The 20,979-nt window shown below is 42.3% G+C and carries 20 protein-coding genes and 2 pseudogenes; 12 read left to right on the top strand and 10 right to left on the bottom strand.

Annotated elements, in window-relative coordinates; genetic code table 11:
• Window positions 1–9: 9 nt before the first annotated feature.
• The 5 genes from AXW61_RS01185 to tviB form a co-directional block, all read right to left on the bottom strand.
• A complete protein-coding gene (locus tag AXW61_RS01185; RefSeq protein WP_062031783.1) occupies window positions 10–558 on the bottom strand; it encodes an acyltransferase in 549 nt (182 codons plus the stop codon).
• A 94-nt stretch (window positions 559–652) separates the two neighbouring features.
• The gene (locus AXW61_RS01180; RefSeq protein ID WP_062031568.1) at window positions 653–1,246 is read right to left on the bottom strand and encodes an acyltransferase; all 594 of its coding nucleotides are present in this window, start codon (window positions 1,244–1,246) and stop codon (window positions 653–655) included.
• Window positions 1,246–2,418, bottom strand: coding sequence for an oligosaccharide flippase family protein (locus AXW61_RS01175; RefSeq protein ID WP_062031566.1), 1,173 nt, complete (start codon window positions 2,416–2,418; stop codon window positions 1,246–1,248). The genes AXW61_RS01180 and AXW61_RS01175 overlap by 1 nt, the downstream gene beginning before the upstream one ends.
• Window positions 2,419–2,428: 10 nt before the next feature.
• A complete protein-coding gene (locus AXW61_RS01170) occupies window positions 2,429–3,454 on the bottom strand; it encodes an NAD-dependent epimerase/dehydratase family protein (RefSeq protein WP_062031563.1) in 1,026 nt (341 codons plus the stop codon).
• A gap of 13 nt (window positions 3,455–3,467) precedes the next feature.
• Window positions 3,468–4,745, bottom strand: coding sequence for a Vi polysaccharide biosynthesis UDP-N-acetylglucosamine C-6 dehydrogenase TviB (gene tviB / locus AXW61_RS01165; protein ID WP_062031560.1), 1,278 nt, complete (start codon window positions 4,743–4,745; stop codon window positions 3,468–3,470).
• A 202-nt stretch (window positions 4,746–4,947) separates the two neighbouring features.
• Here tviB and AXW61_RS17045 point away from each other — a divergent pair.
• The 6 genes and pseudogenes from AXW61_RS17045 to AXW61_RS01135 form a co-directional block, all read left to right on the top strand.
• A pseudogene (locus tag AXW61_RS17045) lies at window positions 4,948–5,340 on the top strand (transposase); the annotation flags it as partial.
• Window positions 5,341–5,551: 211 nt separating this feature from the next.
• A complete protein-coding gene (locus AXW61_RS01155) occupies window positions 5,552–6,655 on the top strand; it encodes a polysaccharide biosynthesis/export family protein (RefSeq protein WP_155858656.1) in 1,104 nt (367 codons plus the stop codon).
• Window positions 6,655–7,083 carry a low molecular weight protein-tyrosine-phosphatase gene (locus tag AXW61_RS01150; RefSeq protein WP_062031551.1) on the top strand — a complete coding sequence of 143 codons (429 nt, stop codon included), beginning with the start codon at window positions 6,655–6,657 and terminating at the stop codon, window positions 7,081–7,083. Before AXW61_RS01155 ends, AXW61_RS01150 begins: the two co-directional genes overlap by 1 nt.
• 16 nt (window positions 7,084–7,099) lie before the next feature.
• On the top strand, window positions 7,100–9,286 hold the full coding sequence (locus AXW61_RS01145) for a polysaccharide biosynthesis tyrosine autokinase (protein ID WP_062031549.1): 2,187 nt from the start codon (window positions 7,100–7,102) through the stop codon (window positions 9,284–9,286).
• Between the two features lie 213 nt (window positions 9,287–9,499).
• On the top strand, window positions 9,500–10,204 hold the full coding sequence (locus AXW61_RS01140; protein WP_062031546.1) for an FKBP-type peptidyl-prolyl cis-trans isomerase: 705 nt from the start codon (window positions 9,500–9,502) through the stop codon (window positions 10,202–10,204).
• A 54-nt stretch (window positions 10,205–10,258) separates the two neighbouring features.
• A complete protein-coding gene (locus tag AXW61_RS01135) occupies window positions 10,259–10,951 on the top strand; it encodes an FKBP-type peptidyl-prolyl cis-trans isomerase (protein ID WP_062031543.1) in 693 nt (230 codons plus the stop codon).
• A gap of 160 nt (window positions 10,952–11,111) precedes the next feature.
• Here the strand turns inward: AXW61_RS01135 and murJ are convergent, their stop codons facing one another.
• Both murJ and ampD read right to left on the bottom strand, forming a co-directional pair.
• On the bottom strand, window positions 11,112–12,668 hold the full coding sequence (murJ, locus tag AXW61_RS01130; RefSeq protein ID WP_171254035.1) for a murein biosynthesis integral membrane protein MurJ: 1,557 nt from the start codon (window positions 12,666–12,668) through the stop codon (window positions 11,112–11,114).
• 77 nt (window positions 12,669–12,745) lie between these two features.
• A complete protein-coding gene (gene ampD, locus AXW61_RS01125; protein ID WP_062031539.1) occupies window positions 12,746–13,318 on the bottom strand; it encodes a 1,6-anhydro-N-acetylmuramyl-L-alanine amidase AmpD in 573 nt (190 codons plus the stop codon).
• Between the two features lie 184 nt (window positions 13,319–13,502).
• Between ampD and nadC the strand changes: the two genes are divergently transcribed.
• Window positions 13,503–14,348 (top strand): carboxylating nicotinate-nucleotide diphosphorylase, encoded by an 846-nt coding sequence (gene nadC, locus AXW61_RS01120; RefSeq protein ID WP_058952450.1) that lies wholly within the window; start codon window positions 13,503–13,505, stop codon window positions 14,346–14,348.
• Window positions 14,349–14,421: 73 nt separating this feature from the next.
• Here the strand turns inward: nadC and rph are convergent, their stop codons facing one another.
• Complete coding sequence (rph, locus tag AXW61_RS01115; RefSeq protein ID WP_004684198.1) at window positions 14,422–15,138, bottom strand: ribonuclease PH; 717 nt, start codon at window positions 15,136–15,138, stop codon at window positions 14,422–14,424.
• A gap of 161 nt (window positions 15,139–15,299) precedes the next feature.
• On the opposite strand from rph, the gene AXW61_RS01110 reads away from it, so the two are divergent.
• The gene (locus AXW61_RS01110) at window positions 15,300–15,977 is read left to right on the top strand and encodes a TetR family transcriptional regulator (RefSeq protein ID WP_062031535.1); all 678 of its coding nucleotides are present in this window, start codon (window positions 15,300–15,302) and stop codon (window positions 15,975–15,977) included.
• Window positions 15,978–16,086: 109 nt separating this feature from the next.
• Window positions 16,087–17,721 (top strand): O-antigen ligase family protein, encoded by a 1,635-nt coding sequence (locus tag AXW61_RS01105; protein ID WP_062031532.1) that lies wholly within the window; start codon window positions 16,087–16,089, stop codon window positions 17,719–17,721.
• Window positions 17,722–17,794: 73 nt separating this feature from the next.
• Here AXW61_RS01105 and AXW61_RS01100 read toward each other — a convergent pair whose 3' ends face one another.
• Window positions 17,795–18,412 (bottom strand): thiol:disulfide interchange protein DsbA/DsbL, encoded by a 618-nt coding sequence (locus tag AXW61_RS01100; protein ID WP_062031529.1) that lies wholly within the window; start codon window positions 18,410–18,412, stop codon window positions 17,795–17,797.
• Window positions 18,413–18,592: 180 nt separating this feature from the next.
• On the opposite strand from AXW61_RS01100, the gene ubiG reads away from it, so the two are divergent.
• Genes ubiG through AXW61_RS01085 form a run of 3 tightly spaced genes read left to right on the top strand, consistent with a single transcriptional unit; the run spans window position 18,593 to window position 20,784 of the window.
• A complete protein-coding gene (gene ubiG, locus AXW61_RS01095) occupies window positions 18,593–19,309 on the top strand; it encodes a bifunctional 2-polyprenyl-6-hydroxyphenol methylase/3-demethylubiquinol 3-O-methyltransferase UbiG (RefSeq protein WP_062031525.1) in 717 nt (238 codons plus the stop codon).
• Complete coding sequence (locus tag AXW61_RS01090) at window positions 19,306–20,001, top strand: HAD-IA family hydrolase (RefSeq protein ID WP_062031522.1); 696 nt, start codon at window positions 19,306–19,308, stop codon at window positions 19,999–20,001. The genes ubiG and AXW61_RS01090 overlap by 4 nt, the downstream gene beginning before the upstream one ends.
• Before the next feature lie 36 nt (window positions 20,002–20,037).
• Entirely contained in the window at window positions 20,038–20,784 is a 747-nt protein-coding gene (locus tag AXW61_RS01085; RefSeq protein ID WP_005401600.1) for a YciK family oxidoreductase, read from the top strand.
• 49 nt (window positions 20,785–20,833) lie between these two features.
• Here the strand turns inward: AXW61_RS01085 and AXW61_RS17465 are convergent.
• A pseudogene (locus tag AXW61_RS17465) lies at window positions 20,834–20,979 on the bottom strand (IS4 family transposase); the annotation flags it as partial.

Genomic DNA, 20,979 nt, shown 5'->3' with positions numbered 1-20,979 from the left:
GGGAGAATATTAATGCGAGCTTTTTGAGGCTTGAGTCGCCATGGCACGTTCCACGCGCGCACGATAATCCGTAATACCAGCTAAGTCAGTATCACTGGCACAGGTGCTTTGAATTTTGGCTTGGAAGTCATCAAAACTGCTCACCACTTTGGCAGGTACACCAATCGCCACGCTATGGTCAGGAATATCTTTGGTCACCACCGAACCTGCACCAATCACGACATTTGAGCCAATGCTCACGCCCGGCATAATAATGCTATTCACACCTATAAAGACATGCGAACCCACTTGAATCGGGGCAAAGCGTTGATAGCGTTTGCCTTTTTCATCTTTGACCAAGCAGGTACTGCCATCATGGGTAATAAATTTCACGCCTGAAGTCACCGTGACATGATCACCAATTGAGACTAAAAACGGTTCTGAGCCCCAATTTTTAATATAAATTCGGCAGTTTTCACCAATTTTCACCCCCTTTTTACGTGCATATGCCACACTGCCCTTTGCCATAAAATAAGCAAGATCAAACAGCTGTCGAAGAGCAGAAACCATAAATGCCATACGCATGACCTATGTCAGAATCAGAAAATCAAAAGGGAGAAAATTAAGCTGAATATTTTACGCTGAAAATATGTTTTACGATATGCATAGCACTTTATACTGATTTGATTTTTTTGGCCGGAATACCGACATACACCCCTGATTCAGACAGAGGTTTTGACACTAAACTGCAGGCACCAATTACACTGTCATCGGCAATAGTTACACCATCAAGTACCGTAACCCGTGCACCAAGCCAGATATTTTGCCCTAAACTCACGCCCTGCTTGGTAATTGCATCTTTCACTAACAGATCAGGCTCACCAAATTTATGATTACTAGCAATCAAAATACTTTGCGTACCAATACGGGTGTTATCGCCAATCGTGATACCACCACAGCCATTGATATACGATTTGGAATTAATGCTGACATCCTTGCCAATTAAGACCTTGCCACCAAAGCATTTGATATAGCAGTTTTCACCAATAAAACTGTTGTCAGCAATCTCAAGCACTGCACCATTTTCAACGATTAGGCTGGCATGATCGCCAATATAAACATTGTTGCCGATCTTGACTTGGCCATTAATCTCTAGGGTACACGCTTTGCCGAAGTAACGAAATTTTGTGCCAAATGCCATGTTGTACATCACTTTACGGCACTGTGAAGCAAACCAATTCATGTATTTTAAGGTTTTAAAAAACATCAGTTTTTGTTTCTCCACACCACATATAAAATGGCAAAGTTATAGAAAATCAATGCCACAGGCACCGCAAGTAACATATACACTTTATCAGCAAAGACAGCATAGAAGCCTGCAAATAAAGCGAACTTAATCATGAGTTCAACGATCTGCAATTTAAACAGCAGTTGACTGTTGCGCTGAGCAATCAGAAACGCTGAACTTGGCGGATTACAGAAAATCGCCCAATAACCCAAAGCTAAAATTTGGAAATAGCTTGAAATACCCACCCATTCACTGCCAAAAACCCATAAATATAAAGATTCAGGCAATACAAATACTAAAGCAAATAAGGGCAGTGAAACTAAACTCAGTAGCACACTGGCTTTTAATGCATTCTCGCCTGAGTGCGCATCTTTAAATTTGCGAATAAAAAACTGACGCAAAGTTTGCGAAATCAAATTAATCGGAACACGCAAAGTCCGTTCGACAATGGCATAGAAGCCCATCGCCTGCACACCAACAAAATGCGACACCACATAGTAAGGCAAATTATGTGAAAAACTATTCAGCAAGGCATGTGATGTATTGGCATAAATAAAATCTTTGTAATGTTTAAATGCCTGCCAACTCACTTGATAGAGCTGATGCTTCACTAAATAAATCAGCACCGCCACAATCATAATGACCGAGCTGAGGTTATAACTGTTCACCAAGCTAATTTGCATCACGAGCGGTAAGGACAGTTGAACCGCTACCACAATAGCACTTCTAAAAATATTTAAGCCTGCGCAGAAATATTCTTGATGTGCTGAAAACTGATAATTATACAGACTTTGAATCAGGGTATTGGCAAGCACACCTGTAGCAACTGCCCCTGCCATTTCAACATTTAAAATTGCACTGATGACGATGCCGCTAATGACAGCAATCGCAGTTGAGAATGCAGCCCCTTCAAAAATCAGACTCTTTTTATCTTGCTCGTCCGCGATTAACAATGCTTGATCAAGACGTAAATTGGCAACCGTGGATAAAATACTGACAATCGCCAATGCAATCCCGTAAGCACCAAAGTCAGCAACAGAATATAGGCGTGTTAAAACAGGAAGTGCGATAAATGTAATTATCGCACCGACCAGTAAACTTAATGTAATCAGTCCAATGGACTGATATTTTGCGAAAATTTTCGCAATCATCTGTTCAATATCATTTTAAGTTGTTTACGTACCAACGCATTGCAAGTTGAATGCCTTCAGCAATTTTAAACTGTGGCGCATAACCCAAGCCTTGCTCAATTTTGGCAATGCTCGCTTGTGAATGACGTACATCACCTGCACGGAATTCACGGTACACAGGATCACGCTCAAAGTTTACATCGTTTGTCGCAAGTGCTGCCTGAATCGCACTGTACAACTCATTCAAAGTTGTGCGGTCACCTAGTGCAACATTATAGACCTGATTTTTTGCTTCATCGCTTTGCGTTGTCGCAGCTAAAATATTCGCTTGCACAACATTTTGAATAAAACAGAAATCTCGACTGGTTTCACCATCACCGTTAATAAACACATCTTCACCAGCAATCATTGATGATGTCCATTTCGGGATCACTGCTGCGTAAGCGCCTTTCGGATCTTGGCGTTGACCAAACACGTTAAAGTAACGTAAGCCAATTGTTTTAAACCCGTAAGTTTTCGCAAATACGTCTGCGTATAACTCATTGACGTACTTCGTCACTGCATAGGGTGAAAGTGGTTTACCAATATTTTCTTCTACTTTTGGCAATGCCGGATGGTCACCATAAGTCGAACTGCTGGCTGCATAAGTAAAGCTTGCAACACCCGCATCACGCGCAGCAGTGAGCATATTTAAGAAACCACTGATATTGGTTTCATTGGTCGTGATTGGATCGGCTATTGAACGTGGTACTGAGCCTAAAGCAGCTTCATGCAAGACATAATCCACACCTACACATGCTTTTTGGCAATCTGCAAACTGACGTATGTCACCTTCAATAAAGCTGAATTTTGCCCATTGCGCCTCAGTCACTAAGCTTTGTACTTCATCCAAATTATGCTGATGCCCTGTGGCGAAGTTATCTAAACCCACCACAGTTTGATTGAGCTTGAGTAAAGTTTCTAAAAGATTCGAGCCAATAAAGCCTGCTACACCTGTCACCAACCAAGTTTTAGGTGCAGTTTTGAGCTTGTCACATACCTGTTGATATTGATTCATAATGGTATGCTCCTTACAAACGTAGATCAGATTCGGCTTGAGATAAGACGTATTTCAAGTCATACAGCACATGATCAGCTTTACCCAAAGCACGAATTGCATCAGCGCCCATCACCTTAAATTGCTGGTGGGCAACCGCAAGAATCACAGCATCATATTTGCCATTTTCTAAGTTTGAAATTGGGCTAATACCATATTCATGCTCAGCCTCAGCAGCATCTACCCAAGGGTCATAGACATCAATCTGAGTGTGATATTCCTTGAGTTCATTGACGATATCAATGATGCGTGTATTACGAATATCTGGGCAGTTTTCTTTAAAGCTTAAGCCTAAAATCAGTACTTTGGCATCTTCAACTTGAATGCGTTTTTTCAACATGGCTTTAACCAGTTGAGTCACGACATAAGCACCCATACCATCATTTAAACGGCGGCCTGCTAAAATAATTTCAGGGTGATAACCAATTGCTTGGGCTTTATGAGTTAAATAGTACGGGTCAACACCAATACAGTGACCACCTACGAGACCGGGACGGAACGGCAAAAAGTTCCATTTCGTGCCTGCGGCTTGCAAGACTGCTTCGGTATCAATGCCCATTTTATTGAAAATCAACGCCAATTCATTAATTAAAGCTATATTCACATCGCGCTGAGTGTTTTCAATTACCTTCGCCGCTTCTGCAACTTTAATACTTGCTGCTTTATGTGTACCTACTTCAATAATCAAGTTATAAACCTGATCCACATAATCAGCGACTTCAGGTGTTGAACCCGAAGTGATTTTTAAAATATTAGTAACGCGGTGCAGTTTATCACCCGGATTAATACGCTCAGGGCTATAGCCTGCATAAAAATCCTGATTGAATTTTAATCCTGAATTTTTTTCTAAAACTGGAATACATACTTCTTCGGTTGCACCAGGATAAACTGTTGATTCGTAAACCACAATATCGCCTTTTTTCAGCACCTTACCAATGCTTTGCGATGCTTTTACCAATGGTGTTAAATCAGGTTGTTTAAATTCATCAATTGGGGTTGGCACAGTCACCACATAAAAATTACAATCTTGTAAATCTTCTAAATTTGCACTGTAACTAAGCTGTGCTGATTGCAACAATTCTTCAGAAGAGACTTCTAAAGTGTGATCTTTACCAGATTTAAGTTCATCAATACGTTTTTGATGAATATCAAAGCCCACGACCGGAACTTTTTTACCAAATTCAACAGCTAGCGGTAGACCGACATAACCTAATCCGATAATGGCAACCTTAACTTCCGAGAGCTTTAGCATCAATCTAAACCTTATATTTTGATGAATATAACAATATAAACTAAAGTGACAAATTAGGGTCACTTTGCTAAATATTTTACTATACTCTGATGTTACGCAGACATTAAAAAACTTGTTAATCTGAATTCGATATAAAAAGTAGAAAAAAACCTGTATTTGCAACATATCGGTTATCAAAAAAATTATAAAACAATGCTTTTCAATCGATCATATTGCCGAATTATTTTGTATTTTGGACGATTACAGCAAAAAATTAATGAATCTTTAGAGAAAGTTTTAATTTTTGATCAAAAATCCAGGCTGAAAAAGTCAGTCTGGAGCGATGAATATTGTCATTTTATTTCATCAATCCTAGTTTGGATTATTCAAATATTTTTACTGCCAAATGATCCTTCTATTCTGGAAATCCACTTTTCCTCAACTTCTTAGCTACAACCGCTTTATTGAAATCATGCTCCGTTGTTTGCAAGATTTGAGTAGCTTTTTCTATCAAGTTAAAGAAAAAGATACGGGGATCGGCATTATTGATTCCACTAAATTGGTTGTTTGCCATAATCTTCGAATTAAAAGGCATCGTATATTTAAAGGCTTAGCGGATTTCGTCGGACTTAGTTAAAAATTTAGCAATTAGTATGCTAAATTTATTTTAAAATGTTTTTCCTAAGAATTTCATAAGATTCAGATCACCTCTCTATTTCGCATACACTTTTCAATTAAAATCAGATACATTTTGTTATAAAAGAATCAGACTTCTCAGGTAGAATATGGCGGATTTAACGAATTAAATATTAAAAACGGGATTGCATGTGCGACAAATTCAACTGGCTTTTTTACTGACTTGTGGTCTCGCTTTGACTGGCTGTGCAGTGACTTCTGGTCTGCAAACTTATGACCTACCTGTAGAAGGTGTTTATCAGACCGAACTCGGTACGTCGGTCAATGTGATTAAACTCACCCAAGACTCTATGCTGGCTGTTCAGCCTGCTGTACAAAACATTCAACAAGACTATGCCCATTTGTTTAACACCCCACATCGTAGCTACAGTCTGAGTACAGGTGATATCCTGTCGATCTATTTATGGGCTTATCCGGAAATGACCCCGCCAAGCAGTAGCATTAGTAGTGACCAGTCTGCCCAAGCCAATGGTTATCAGATTGATTCCCAAGGTTATATCCAGTTTCCGATTATTGGCCATTATCAAGCTGCAGGCAAGTCTCTCACTCAAGTCAATCGCGAATTGCGCAGCCAGCTGTCCCGTTATTTAAAAACTCCAGACGTGATTGTGCGGGTTCTGTCCTATCAGGGCCAACGCTATTCAGTGCAAGGCAATGTCATGAAAGGCGGGCAGTTTTATCTCAGCGATCAGCCGGTGAGTGTCTATACCGCCTTGGGCATGGCCGGTGGTGTCAACGCACAACAGGGTAATAATGCTTCCATCACTCTAGTCCGTCAGGGGCAGACCTATAGCCTGAATACGGTAGAACTGGAAAAAGCAGGATTTTCACTGCATCACTTGCTGATCCAGCCAAATGACACTTTATATGTGAACAATCGCGAAAATCAAAAAATCTATGTCATGGGCGAGTCGGGAAAGAACCAGTCCTTACCACTGCGCGATCAGGGGATGAGTTTAAGTGATGTATTAGGTGAAAGTTTGGGCTTAAATCCACTTTCTGCCAGCCGCAGCAAGATTTATATCGTGCGCAGCCAGCCAAATGATGTGCACACTGAAGTTTATCAGATGGATCTAAGCAGTATTGCCGACTTCGGTCTGGCCAACCAGTTCAAGATGCGCAGCAATGATATTGTCTATGTCGATGCTTCAGGTCTGGCACGCTGGCAACGTGTCGTGAACCAGATCATTCCATTCTCGAATGCACTTTATAACCTGGATCGCTTGGGGCAATAATGCAGATTAAACGTATTTTGGTGATCTGTATTGGCAATATCTGCCGTAGTCCTATGGCCGAATACTTTTTAAAACAACAGTATCCGCATTTACAGATTGAATCTGCGGGTATTGCGGGCATGGTAGGACATGCAGCAGATGCAAAAGCCAGTCTGTGCATGCAAAGTTTGGGCATTGATATGAGCCCGCATGTCGCTCGAAAGCTGAATGCCGAGATGATTAAACAAGCTGATCTGGTTCTGGTGATGAGTCAAAACCAACAAAAACATCTGGAACAGACCTGGCCTTTTGCCAAAGGTAAAACCTTCCGTTTGGGGCACTGGCAAGCCAGGAATATCGCTGACCCTTATCAGCATGACCAAGCTGTATTTGATGATACCTGCCAGTTAATACAGAGTTGTATTGCTGACTGGAAAAAATATATTTAAATTTGAAATCAAGATTATGAGCCAAAATAGCAATACTGAAGATACGATAGACTTAAAAGAATTATTTTTTTCACTCATTGCCCAGTGGAAGCTGATTGCGCTTTGTGTCATCTTAAGCGTGATCTGCGCATTGCTGTATTTAAGAGTGACCCCGGACACCTATTCAGTCGATGCACTGGTACAGGTCGAAGAGAATAAAGGAACTTCTGCTGCCTTATTGGGTGATCTATCCAGCATGATTGAGCAAAAGCAACCCGCTCAGGCAGAAATAGAACTATTAAAATCGCGTCTGGTGCTGGGTTCTGCCATTCAGGCTTTAAATCTGGATCTCTGCATTACTGGAACTGAAAACAGCTTTACCAACCGCTTGTTATCACCGCATGACTATAAGACCGAATATAGCAAAACATCTGTTCTGTTTAAAGAGAATGCTAAATCCTTTGATATCCGTCAGTTTAATGTTCCATCAAACTTCCTTGATAAAAACCTTGAACTTCGCTTTAAAGATAGCCAGTTTAGTTTAACGAATACACAAACTGAACAAGTCATTTTAACAGGCAAAACGAACCAAGCTAATACTCTACGAACTGCCGATGGCTTGTGGAATATTTCTATTTATACACAAGACCAGCTGAATGATGTTTATCTCATTCAAAAACAATCTCTACCTGCTGCAGTCAATAGTATCTTGGCAAATTATTCAGTCGCAGAAAAAGGAAAGTTAACAGGTATTCTTGGGCTCAATTATCAAGGTACAGACAAAACTCATATTACCCAAGTACTCAATGCTATTCTGGTTTCTTATAGCCAACAAAATATTGAACGTCGTTCAGCTGAAACAGCGCAAACACTTAAATTCTTAGATGAACAACTACCAGAGCTGAAACAACAACTTGATGTAGCAGAGCGTGAATTCAATAAATTTCGCCAACAATACAACACCGTAGATGTCACGAAAGAATCTGAGTTATTTTTAACCCAAAGCGTAACCTTAGAGACACAAAAAGCACAACTTGAACAACAAGTGGCTGAAGCTGGTGCCAAATATACTGCTGAGCATCCAGTCATGCAGCAAATGAATGCACAATTGGGGGCGATCAATAAAAAAATTGCGGAATTAAATGGGACATTAAAAGGGCTACCTGACTTACAACGTCGTTATTTACAACTTTATCGTGAAGTTGAAGTTAAACAACAACTTTACACAGCGTTATTAAACTCATATCAGCAACTACGAATTGCAAAAGCGGGCGAGATTGGAAATGTTCGTATTGTTGATACAGCTGTGGAACCGATTGCACCGATTGCACCAAAGAAACTACAAATTTTAATTCTATCTATTTTCTTAGGTGGTTTCCTCGGCACTCTTTTGGCATTATTGCGCAACATGCTACGCTCAGGAATCAAAGATTCTTCAGAAATTGAAAATAATCTGGATCTGCCCGTTTATGCCACTGTACCACGTTCGCTAGTGCAAGAAAGCCGAAATAAAATTCTGAAAAAGAAAAAGACCATTCCTATACTTGCAGTTAAAAATAGCGATGATATCGCTATTGAGAGCTTAAGAAGTATGCGCACAGCTATTCATTTCGCTCTAAGCTCTGCCCGGAATAATCTGATTACGATTTCAGGTCCAGCACCTGAAGTTGGTAAATCCTTTATCTCAGCCAACTTAGCCACAATTTTGGCGCAAAGCGATAAACGTGTATTAATTATAGACGCAGACTTACGTCGGGGTTATTTACACAAGTATTTTAATCTCGAAACACAACCTGGCTTAACAGAGTTACTCAATGGTCAACAAAGTTTAGACACGGTTATTCGTCCTACAGAAGTGCCAGGTTTAAGTTTGATTTCTCGCGGGAAAAGTCCTGCGAATCCTTCTGAACTATTAAGCTCTAACCAGTTCAAAAATTTATTAGAGCAAATGTCAGAGAAATTTGATCATGTCATTATTGATACTCCACCAGTCTTAGCAGTGACGGATGGCATCATTATTTCTCAATACACAGGTGTTAACTTAGTGATTGCCCGTTATGCGAAAACGCAGATGAAGGAGCTTGAATTGACCCTGAATCGCTTCGAACAAGCTGGTGTGAAAGTGAATGGCTTTATCCTGAACGATATTCAGCGTTCAAGTGCAGGCTATGGCTATGGCTATAACTATGCTTATGCCTATAAAGCCAATAAAGAATCAGACTAAATACATTCTCTAACCGATAAAAAGCCAGAACTTGATTTCTGGCTTTTTATTTTGTATGACAAACGTTTATATATTCAAATCCTTATAGTTTTTTTAAGGACTTCGGCATATATTAATTTGAAAATGTACTGGTGGTACAAAACACGTCATTCATGAAGTCTGCTAAGATGCTAAAAAACTTTTTGAATGTAATAGAATTAGGAAAAATTTCACATGAGTAAAGCCTTACCCATTGCTGTAGCTGTTATTCTAGGCGGTGCTGCACTTGTTCCCGTTTATTATGCATCTCAACACCCAGCTTCAGCCGAAGCCCAAGTTTCAAAAAATGCATCTGCCGTAGAAAAAATTAGCTATGCACTGGGTTATGAGGTTGCTCATCAAACTCCACCAGAACTCGATATTAACAGTTTTGTAACGGGTGTCCGTGCCGGTCATGCCCGTAGCCAACCTGCCTATAGCGAAGAAGAATTAAAACAAGCCTATGAGCAGTTCCAAGAAGAAATGCAGCAAAAACAGGCTAATGATGCGAAGCAAGCACAGACAACCAGTGACAGCTTCTTAACTGAAAATGAGAAAAAACCTGGGGTGAAAACCACAGCGTCAGGCTTACAGTACAAAATCACGCAAGAAGGCACAGGCAAGCAACCCTCTGCTAGCTCTGTCGTGACCGTGCATTACAAAGGCCAACTGGTCAACGGTAAAGTCTTCGATAGTTCGCTTGAGCGTGGCGAACCGATTGAGTTCCCTTTAAATCAAGTGATTCCAGGTTGGACTGAAGGCCTACAACTCATGAAAGAAGGTGGGAAAGCGACACTTTACATCCCTTCTAACTTAGGCTACGGACCACAAGGTGTACCCGGCATGATCCCAGCCAACAGCACGCTTATTTTTGATGTTGAACTGGTCAAAGTAAAATAAGACAAGTCAATCAAAGGAGAGCTTTTGCTCTCCTCTTTTTATTGAGAATACAATATGAAAATTCAAACAACATTACTCTGTGGCTTGTTACTTTCTACACCTGTTTTTGCAGCACCGATTAATAATAAAAGCAGTATCAACCAACAAGTCGGTTATAGCTTTGGCTACCTCATGGGTCGTAGCAATGCTGAATCAATTCAAGATTTAGATCTCGATGCTTTTGTACAAGGGTTACGTGAAGCCTCTAAAGGCCAAGCTGCGTCATTAAGCGATGAAGAAATGGCGCGTGTACTCACCCAGTATAAACGCCAAGCCGAGGCAAAACAGTTATTAGAAGTTAAACAACTGGCAGATAAAAATGCCAAAATTGGTGCAACCTTTTTAGCTGAAAATGCGAAAAAACCCGAGGTGAAAACCACGGCTTCAGGCTTGCAATATATGGTTTTACAACAAGGCCAAGGCAAGTCACCTAAGGCCAACAGCAAAGTCAAAGTCCATTATGAAGGACGCTTGATTGATCAGACCGTTTTTGACAGTTCGATTGCACGTCAACAGCCTGCAGAGTTTCAAGTCAGCCAAGTGATTCAAGGTTGGACGGAAGGCTTACAGCTAATGAAAGAAGGCGCAAAATATCGTTTCTTTATTCCCGCTAAACTGGGCTATGGCCAAATTGGTTCAGGCGATGTGATTGAACCGAATAGCACCTTGATTTTTGATGTCGAACTAATTGAAGTATTGCCCAAATAACCTAGTAAGGTAAAAGCAATGCTATACACAAAATAAAAAGCCTGATCTTCGTGATCAGGCTTTTTATTAATTTCAATCTATTTTCAAATCAAGCACTGCTTATTTTTAAACTACGTGCTTCGCTTGTCTTTTGAAGCATAAAACAAAGAAGTACCTTGTTTTAGGCTTCATGTTTGAGGTGACGTGGTCTAAAGCCTGTAAGGAGTAAACCAACCGCATAAGCCACAACGCCGACCACGCACAGCCCGATCACTTCGGCAACGCGAATCCACTGTGACACGTCACCATTATACCAAGTCAATGCATACCACAAAGCCGCAATCATCACGGCGTTAGCAATACCAAACTGGATAAACAGTTTTTTCCAGTGTGCACCAAAACGGAAAATATCGCGTTTGTGTAAATAGAAATACAGCATCCCCGCATTCACCAGAGCAGAACCCGAAGAGGCTAAAGCCAAAGCCATATGCTCTGCCTGCCAGTCAATCAGTTTAAAGAAGCCAATAAACACCACGTTTAAAATCGCATTTGCGGCAACGGCCATTAAACCGACACGGACTGGCGTTTTGGTGTCTTGCTGCGCATAAAACCCAGGGGCAAAGACTTTAATCAACATAAATGAAATCACCCCAGCACTCATACATTGCAGTGCTAAAGCCGTCATTTGTGTATCTTCAAGGGTAAATTGTCCGCGTTGGAATAGGGCCTGAATAATGGGGGTCGATAACATAAACAGCGCAATACTCGCAGGCACCCCCACCAGAACAATCACCTTTGCAGCCCAATCCATCATGCCGCGGAACTTCGACATATCTTGCTCTGCATGACGGGTCGACAATGCGGGTAAAATCACCGTACCAATCGCCACCCCAATCAACCCTAAAGGTAACTCGGTCATGCGTTCCGCACTGTACAACCATGATACTGAACCGTCTTGCATAAACGAAGCCCAAATGGTGTTCAGGAGTAAGTTGATTTGCGTGACAGAAACACCAAATAGCGCAGGCAGCATCAATTTCATGATGCGATCCACACCTTCATGTTTAAAATCAACTTTCGGTGGAATCAGTAACTTTTTATGCCAAAGTTCAGGAATTTGGATCGCCAGTTGCAATACACCCGCAGCAACTACCGCCCAACCCAGTGCCATAATCGGTTCTGCCATATACGGCGTCAGCCACCATGCTCCTGCAATCATCGCAACATTCAGCAATACCGGTGAAAAGGCGGGTGAAGCAAAGGAACCATAACTATTTAGAATACTGCTGGCAAATGCCGTCAACGACATAAACAATAAATAAGGAATGGTGAGGCGAAACATTGAAACCGCGAGGTCGAACTTCTCTGGATCGGCATGGAAACCCGGTGCATAGATGTATAGCACTGCTGGAGCTGCGACCATAGCAATGAAGGTTAAAGCCGTCATAACGGTCATCAAACAACCAAAGACACGGCTAATCAGAATCTGAACTTCCGCATGGGTACGCCCAGTTTTATATTCGGTCAGTACTGGAATAAACGCCTGTGAGAATGCTCCCTCAGCAAATAGCCGACGGAAGAAGTTCGGGATACGAAAGGCCACCACAAAGGTATCAAAATCTTTCCCCGCACCAAAGACATTTAGTAAGACAATGTCTCGTACCAAACCCAAGACCCGAGAAAGCATGGTCATTGCACTTACAATTACGGTTGACCGCCACAGCGCCATCGTATCCACCTAGTTTTTCATTTGCCGCTATTGTAATGAAACTTCAGCGAATATTTGATTGTTTAATGTTGTTGTCGACTCTCAATTCATTGACTTTTTAACTGCTGCAAACGATTTCGATAGTCTAACCAATCAAAAAATGCGCCTGGATCGGTCTTACGTCCTGGCGCAATATCGGAATGTCCCGCTAAATGCTGTTGAATTTGAGGATAGGCCTGTTGTAAACAGGCCGTCACGTGTACCAATGTTTCATATTGGGCATCTTCAAAAGGCAAGTCATCACTGCCCTCAAGCTCAATGCCAATCGAATAATCATTGCACTCTTTCTTGGCCAGATAGCTTGAGCGTCCTGCATGCCATGCACGGTCATTAAAATTGACAAATTGTAAGACTTCGCCACTTCTTAAAATCAGTAAATGCGCTGAGACTTGCATGCCTTGAATAGTTTGAAAATATGGATGTACTGACCAATCCAATTGATTTTGAAAAAATTGTTCAATATAGCCGCCACCAAATTGTGAGGGAGGCAAACTGATATTATGGATGACAATCAGTTGAATCTCAGTATCAGCAGGACGTGCGTTAAAATTAGGCGATGGAATTTGTCTCGCTCCCAGCAGTTGCCCTGCTTGCACTTGAAACGACGGAATGACCTGCATATTTTTATTCCTCAAACCCATTGCGCCCTTTGGGCAATCTTTTTTAATGTCTCTCATGCTAAATCTTTCCCAGTCATTTCTCAAATTGCTCAGCGTTTGATTCTGAAATTTTCACGCCTTTTTCAGGAAAAATGCTAATATATTGCGCAATTTTCATGGCTTCTATAAAGATACGGACAATCGGATGAGCATATCGCAGCAACTGCTTGAACAATCTATTCAACTGAATATTCAACAGGCATTACAAGAAGACATCGGTGATGGCGACATTACGGCGCTTTTGACGCCTGAAGATGAACAAGCGACTGCGACCATTATTAGCCGTGAAGACATGATTCTTGCTGGTCAACCTTGGGTCAATGCATTAATTGCGGCTTTTGATTCCAGTGTGCAAATCACGTGGCTCAAAAACGATGGCGATCTGGTTTTTGCCAATGAAACCATTTTTAAACTGGCGGGTTCAGCGCGCAGCTTACTTACGGTTGAACGCCCTGCACTCAACTTTGTACAAACGCTATCTGCTGTAGCAACCAAAACTGCGGAATATGTCAAACAGCTCGATGGCTTAAACACCAAGTTACTCGATACCCGTAAAACCCTACCGGGTCTGCGTATTGCCCAGAAATATGCTGTCGCGGTCGGCGGCGGTCAAAACCATCGTTTAGGCTTATTCGATGCTTTTTTAATTAAAGAAAATCACATCATGGCGGCAGGAGGCATCGCCCAAGCCATTGCCAAAGCGCATCAAATTGCCCCGGGCAAACCTGTCGAAGTCGAAGTTGAAACCTGGGCGGAATTAGAGCAAGCATTGGAAGCCCAAGCTGATATCGTGATGTTAGACAACTTTAGCCAGCAACAAATGATTGATGCGGTCAAGCATGTTGCAGGACGTTGTAAATTGGAAGCATCAGGGAATATCACCATTGCCAATTTACGTGAAGTCGCAACCACAGGCGTGGATTATATTTCGATGGGTGTGTTGACCAAAGATGTCAAAGCAGTCGACCTTTCTATGCGTTTTAATGCTTAATTCCAATAGTTTGCATTCAAACGACACCCAATAAAAAACGCACTCTCAAGTGCGTTTTTTATTGGGTTAAAACTTACCAGCCCAGTGCTTGCTGTTGTTTTTTCACCAATTCTTGAATGCCCTTTTCTGCCATTTCTAACATGGCATTGCACTGTACACGGGTAAATGGTTTATCTTCTGCCGTGCCTTGAATTTCAATAAACTCGCCGGCTTGGGTCATGACCACGTTTAAATCCGTTTGGCAGTTTGAGTCTTCTTCATAGCACAAGTCTAAAAGCACTTCATCTTGGAAAATACCGACTGAAATGGCAGCCACTAAGCCTTTTAATGGATCTTGCTTAATTTTCTTTTTCTCAAGCAACGTATTCATCGCATCAATGAGAGCCACCGCAGCACCGGTGATCGCAGCAGTACGTGTACCGCCATCTGCCTGAATCACATCACAGTCGATGGTAATGGTGTTTTCACCGAGTTTTTTTAAATCCACCATGGCACGCAGACTACGACCAATCAAACGTTGGATTTCTTGAGTACGACCACTTTGCTTACCACGCGCAGCCTCACGGTCACTACGGGTATGCGTCGAACGTGGCAACATGCCATATTCAGCGGTTACCCAGCCCTGACCCTTGCCTTTTAAAAAGCGTGGTACTGAGTTATCAATACTTGCCGTACAAAGAACTTTGGTATGACCAAACTCAACCAATACCGAACCTTCCGCATAACGTGTGTAGTTACGAGTAATGGTGACATCACGTAATTGATCTAATGTTCGTTGGTCGATACGCATAATACGCCCTTCATCTGACTAAATAGGTTGGCGCATAGTATAGCAGAAGCAGACCTAAAGCATTTGTCTGACTACATTGCATTTGTAATTGATCGCCTGTTTCCCTACCCATCCATATTCTTTGTTAAACTGAAGCTTAAAAGAGGCTGAGGCAATTATCTATGTCGATTCGGGAAGAGCGTAAACAACAAAGCCGCCAAGCTTTGCTGAATGCTGCATTACAACTCAGTACCTCGGGACGCTCCTTTGGTCGCATTAGTCTCCGTGAAGTCACTCGCCAAGTGGGTTTAGTACCGACCGCTTTTTATCGTCACTTTAATGATTTGGATGAGCTGGGACTTGAACTGGTCGACCAAGCGGCGCTCCACATCAAAAGTATGTTGACCCAATTGGGACAAAGCTATGTTTATGGTCCACATGCCACGATTGAGCACAGTCTAGACTTATTTTTTCATGCTGTAGAGCAACATCCTGAACAGTGGATTTTCTTGATTGGAGAACGTTGGGGTGGTTCTGCCTTGATCCGTGCAGCCGTTGAGCGAGAAATTGCCTTTTTAATCGATGACTTCGCCCATGAATTAACCCGTATTGAAAGCATGCAACATATTCATGACAGCGAAGACCTCAAAGTATTGGCCAATATTTTAATGGATGCCTCTTTTAACTGGGCCATGCGCTGGATTGGTTTGAGTCGAGATGTGGCTCCCGAGAAACTACGGCAGCAGCAGGCTGCATTTAAACTGCAAACCATCGTGCAGATTCAACTCATGTTTCGCGGAATATCCAATTGGCAACGACCATCTGCTCAAACTAAACACGCCAACCCAACCTTACATTAAGCCGCTCACAGACGCAATTTTTGCCGTATTACAAATTTTTTAATGCGCTTTGCTCAAACTTGGATGCTTTTTCACTATCATAGAGCCAGTTTTTTCATCTGTAGCTCCTATGCGTTTTTTTCTTTTTTTAGCGGCGAGTGTCTGTATTGCCTTGGCATGGCTATTGCCCATTCATTATCGACCTTGGGTCACCTATACAGGTGAATTGTTTGCATTTTTATCTTTATTTGCACTCTCTGCCTTATTTTTAAAAGAAAAACTCTTGCTCCCAAAAGTGAGCCTGCCGCTATTGCTATTGAGCCTCGTGCCCTTCATTCAGTACGGTTTTGGCGAGCTGTTCTTTTTCAGCAAAGCGCTGATGTGTGGCTTATATATCTTTGCATTCTGGCTGAGTATGGTTTTAGGTTTTAACCTGAGCCAAAAACCCTTAGAACGTGAGCAATTATTTAGTGGTCTGTGTAGTGTATTTTGGTTGGTCGGTCTGGTAACAGCGCTCATTGCCACTTGCCAATGGCTCAATATTGAACAGTACATTCCCGGTATGACCACTTTAAAAGGCGATCGTCCTTATGCCAACTTTGCTCAGCCGAACAATATGGCGAGCTTTCTGATTCTATCCTTACTCGGCACACTGTACCTATTTGAAAAGAAAAAATTCAACTCGATTCTGCTGTGCGTAAGTGCTGCATTGATGTTATTTGCGGTAGCCCTGAGTCAGTCCCGCACATCATGGGTCGCAAGCATTTGCGTACTGCTGTATTTGCTCTATCAACAGTACAAGGGTGTGGTTGAACTGAAGTGGTATAGTGCCCTTGCATGGTTTGCGTTGTTCATTGCATTCACTGCGTTTATTCCACAGCTCAATCACCTGTTGGCTCAGTTGTCTAATGTCGAAGTGACCCAAACCCGTGATGCAGTTGCACGGGCAACGGGCGATATGTCACGTCTTGCGATTTGGCAACAAATGCTCCATGCCATTGCTGAGCGACCTTGGTTTGGCTATGGTTGGCATCAAACCAGTGTGGCTTACACCCTAATCAGTGATCAGTTCCAAGGCCCTGTTTGGGTGAAAAGTGCGCACAACTTTATTCTCGACTTTATTGTGTGGAATGGATTAGTGATTGCGATTCCATTTTTTGCCTATCTCAGCTATTGGGGCTATCAACTGCAAAAGCATGCAACATCGCTCGAATCTGTGATTGGACTTCTGATGGTCGGCGCTTTACTGATTCACGGTATGCTCGAATTTCCGTTGTTCTACGCTTATTTCTTGCTGCCACTCGGATTGATTCTAGGCATTATTCAATCTCAGCAAAAAGTAAAAACATGGACTTTACCGAGCTTTGCCATGCCGATCACATTTACTGTCTGTGTGGTCTTGGTCGCACTGATTATTCGTGACTATGAGTTGATGGTACCAAAGCTGAATCAAGCTTCTCGTTATGAACACACCCCTGAAAAGTTCACCAATCAAGATCACATTTTACTGCTGTCGGAGTTTAACCGCCGCATTGAATGGATTCAGTTAAATCCATACAGCAAAGTCAGCCCTGAGCAAATTCGTGACTATGAGGAAATGGTGCTGAACTACCCGATTCCCTATGATTTGACCAAATTTGCCAAACTCTTGGCCTTTAATGGCCATGAAGCCGAAGCTCGTCATCAACTTTGGCGCTTAAAAACCTTAAGAAAAATTGAGCTGCGTTATGAGGATTTACTGCAGCCTGCATCAGCCGCGCAATAAACATCGTTAACCCATAAGAAAGCCTGCATCAGCAGGCTTTTTTAACTGAATAAGGACTTAAAACAGATTCAGCTTATTTTGCAGCACGTTCTTTTTCAATCAAGTAATCCACGACTTGAGTCACTTTAGCATCTTCACCTTGCACAATATATTTACCATTCACCGTCACCGCAGGAACACCACTGAGTTGATAACGCTTGGCTAAGTCCTGTGCTTGTGCAATTTTTGAAGTAATCGCAAATGATTTATAAGTACTGTTAAATTTCGCTTCTGGAATACCAAACTGGGTATAGAACTTGGCTAAAGCAGGTTGCTCTAGAATTGGTTGATTTTGATCATGAATGGCATGGAATAACGTCAAGTGGGTCTTTTTACGTACACCCAAGGCCTCAGACACATAATAAGCTCGCGCCGCTTGTTCCCACACTGGATTCATGGCTGCTGGCGTACGCACAAAACGTACATCTTTCGGTAGTTTTTTCAACCAAGTCTGCATATGGGGTTCAAGTTTAAAACAGTGACCACAGCCATACCAAAAGAATTCGCGGACTTCAATTTTCCCTGGCACTTCCACCTTTACAGGTGTTGGTACAACGATATAGTCCTGACCTGCCACAAAATTTGCAGCCATTGCACTGCCCGAAATTGCGAAAACAGCGGTTGCTAAGCCACTCAAAAGGAGTTTTTTCATTGAACTTATTGTCCTCAAAATCATTATGATAAGTTTATGCAAATACTATAAATCAAATATGCCAAATTCGTTTTCATTCTGTGAACTTTTTTCAGGCTTTTATCGCTTTTTCTAGAATAAACGCTACACTAAGCCCTATTGAACGTTTTAAATATCATGACTTAAATTGAGGTGCCGACGATGTCGCAACTGAATGTTGATCCACAAGAAATTGCCAAATTTGAAGCATTTGCTGCCATATGGTGGGATCAGCACTCGGAGTTCCGCCCTTTACATATGATCAATCCACTACGCTTAAACTGGATTGATGAACATGCAGGTGGACTCAATGGAAAAAAAGTTCTTGACGTCGGCTGTGGTGGCGGAATTTTAGCTGAAAGTATGGCACGTCGTGGTGCAGATGTGCTCGGTATTGATATGGGCGAAGCCCCTCTAAATGTGGCACGTTTACATGCAGAACAAGAAGGTGTTGAGCATATCGAATATCGCCAAATTCCAGTTGAGCAGCTCGCAGAAGAACAAGCAGGACAATACGATGTCGTGACCTGCATGGAAATGTTGGAACACGTACCCAATCCAGCCTCAATCATTGAAGCCTGCCATAAACTGGTGAAACCAGGCGGTCATGTATTCTTCTCCACCATTAACCGTAATCCCAAAGCCTACCTGTTTGCCATTATTGGCGCTGAATATGTCCTGCGCATGTTAGCCAAAGGCACCCACGATTATCAAAAATTCATTAAGCCATCAGAACTGGCACATGATATTCGCGGCGCAGGGCTCAAACTGAAAGATATGACGGGTTTACATTACAACCCCTTGACCAAACGTTATTGGTTAGCGCCGAATGTCGATGTCAATTATATGGTCTATACTGTCAAAGAAGACGCTGCATGAAAGCCGTCTTATTTGACCTTGACGGCACACTGATCGACACTGCCGCCGACTTTATTCGCATTATTCAAGACATGTGCCGTGAAAAAGGCGTCGCTGTGGTCGATGCAGACCTGATCCGCAGCCAAGTCTCTGAAGGTGCACGGGCGATGGTGAAATTGGTTTATCCAGAACTGGAAGTCGAAGACCCGATTTTTCTGGCACATCGTCAGCGTTTTTTAGATACCTACGGTGCCGATATTGCAGTAGATACTGACCTGTTTTCGGGCATGTATCCGCTTATTGAAAAACTTGAAAGCCAAGAGATTCCTTGGGGCATCGTCACCAATAAACCACGCTGGCTCAGTGAAGCATTATTAAACGCGCTGAATTTGACAGAACGCTGTGCTGTTTTGGTCTGCCCAGAAGATGTCTCTCAGACTAAGCCTGATCCTGAGCCGATGTATTTGGCTGCCAAACACATCGCGATTGCACCTCAAGACTGTATTTATGTCGGCGATCATCCACGTGACATCGATGCGGGTCGTAACGCGCAGATGTATACCATTTTGGCGGCTTATGGTTATTTACCATTCGCGCACAAAGATGACTTAACAGCGTGGCAAGCAGATTGTATAGTGAAGACTGTGGCTGAATTGGACGATGTTATTCAGTCTCTTGTGAATCAAACTACACCGTCCAACTCACTGACTTGATCACAATTAAAAAATCAAAATAACGAGGAGGTAATGATGAAATATTCAGAATATCAACCTCGCCCCGATCTGCTCAAAGATCGCATCATCTTAATTACAGGTGCGGGCGATGGTATTGGTCGTGCTGCTGCATTAAGTTATGCCCTACACGGCGCAACTGTGGTGTTGCATGGGCGTACCTTAAATAAGCTCGAAGTCATTTATGATGAAATTGAAGGCTTAGGTGCGCCGCAACCTGCAATTTTACCCTTGCAGCTGTCGAGCGCCTCTCCTCGTGATTATGAATTATTGGTCGACACTTTAGAGCGCCAATTTGGGCGCTTAGATGGCATTTTGCATAATGCGGGCATTTTAGGTGAGCGCACAGAACTGGAAAATTATCCTGTCGATGTCTGGGATGATGTCATGGCTGTCAACTTGCGTGCGCCATTCGTTATGACTCAAGAGCTAATGCCACTCCTGAAAAAATCTGAGCATGCTTCCGTGGTTTTTGCCAGCTCAGGTGTCGGACGTGAAACGCGTGAACGTTGGGGCGCATATTCTGTGTCTAAGATCGCGATTGAAGCGGTCAGTCAACTGTTTGCCAAAGAAAATACCTCACCGAATATCCGCTTTAACTGTATCAATCCGGGGGCGACCCGCACTGCAATGCGTGCCAAAGCCTATCCCGATGAAGATCCAAAAACATTGCCAACACCTGAAAATATCATGCCTGCCTATCTGTACCTAATGGGCGATGATAGTTTACATATGAATGGTCAAAGTATTGATGCACAAGACTAAAATGTGTCACTCAAAAGGAAGCTTCGGCTCATTGCTGTCCCACAATTTTTCACAAGAGGAAGCTCATTTGAGCTTCCTCTTGTTTTATGGGTATTTTATCTGGTGAAAATAAAGCTTTTAAAGTTCTTCTTTCAAACAAATTCACTTGAATTATTCTGAGTAAACGTTGAACTGTCCAACCTGTTTTCCCTAAAT

It is taken from the genome of Acinetobacter sp. BMW17 (assembly GCF_001592855.1).
Classification (GTDB): Bacteria; Pseudomonadota; Gammaproteobacteria; order Pseudomonadales; family Moraxellaceae; genus Acinetobacter; species Acinetobacter johnsonii.
This window is presented reverse-complemented; position numbering and strand designations above follow the sequence as displayed.

Coding starts and splice junctions, on each gene's coding strand:
- AXW61_RS01185 (WP_062031783.1), bottom strand. CDS start 558: ATGGCATTTATGGTTTCTGCTCTTCGACAGCTGTTTGATCTTGCTTAT.
- AXW61_RS01180 (WP_062031568.1), bottom strand. CDS start 1,246: ATGTTTTTTAAAACCTTAAAATACATGAATTGGTTTGCTTCACAGTGC.
- AXW61_RS01175 (WP_062031566.1), bottom strand. CDS start 2,418: ATGATTGCGAAAATTTTCGCAAAATATCAGTCCATTGGACTGATTACA.
- AXW61_RS01170 (WP_062031563.1), bottom strand. CDS start 3,454: ATGAATCAATATCAACAGGTATGTGACAAGCTCAAAACTGCACCTAAA.
- tviB (WP_062031560.1), bottom strand. CDS start 4,745: ATGCTAAAGCTCTCGGAAGTTAAGGTTGCCATTATCGGATTAGGTTAT.
- AXW61_RS01150 (WP_062031551.1), top strand. CDS start 6,655: ATGCAGATTAAACGTATTTTGGTGATCTGTATTGGCAATATCTGCCGT.
- AXW61_RS01145 (WP_062031549.1), top strand. CDS start 7,100: ATGAGCCAAAATAGCAATACTGAAGATACGATAGACTTAAAAGAATTA.
- AXW61_RS01140 (WP_062031546.1), top strand. CDS start 9,500: ATGAGTAAAGCCTTACCCATTGCTGTAGCTGTTATTCTAGGCGGTGCT.
- AXW61_RS01135 (WP_062031543.1), top strand. CDS start 10,259: ATGAAAATTCAAACAACATTACTCTGTGGCTTGTTACTTTCTACACCT.
- ampD (WP_062031539.1), bottom strand. CDS start 13,318: ATGCAGGTCATTCCGTCGTTTCAAGTGCAAGCAGGGCAACTGCTGGGA.
- nadC (WP_058952450.1), top strand. CDS start 13,503: ATGAGCATATCGCAGCAACTGCTTGAACAATCTATTCAACTGAATATT.
- rph (WP_004684198.1), bottom strand. CDS start 15,138: ATGCGTATCGACCAACGAACATTAGATCAATTACGTGATGTCACCATT.
- AXW61_RS01110 (WP_062031535.1), top strand. CDS start 15,300: ATGTCGATTCGGGAAGAGCGTAAACAACAAAGCCGCCAAGCTTTGCTG.
- AXW61_RS01105 (WP_062031532.1), top strand. CDS start 16,087: ATGCGTTTTTTTCTTTTTTTAGCGGCGAGTGTCTGTATTGCCTTGGCA.
- AXW61_RS01100 (WP_062031529.1), bottom strand. CDS start 18,412: ATGAAAAAACTCCTTTTGAGTGGCTTAGCAACCGCTGTTTTCGCAATT.
- ubiG (WP_062031525.1), top strand. CDS start 18,593: ATGTCGCAACTGAATGTTGATCCACAAGAAATTGCCAAATTTGAAGCA.
- AXW61_RS01090 (WP_062031522.1), top strand. CDS start 19,306: ATGAAAGCCGTCTTATTTGACCTTGACGGCACACTGATCGACACTGCC.
- AXW61_RS01085 (WP_005401600.1), top strand. CDS start 20,038: ATGAAATATTCAGAATATCAACCTCGCCCCGATCTGCTCAAAGATCGC.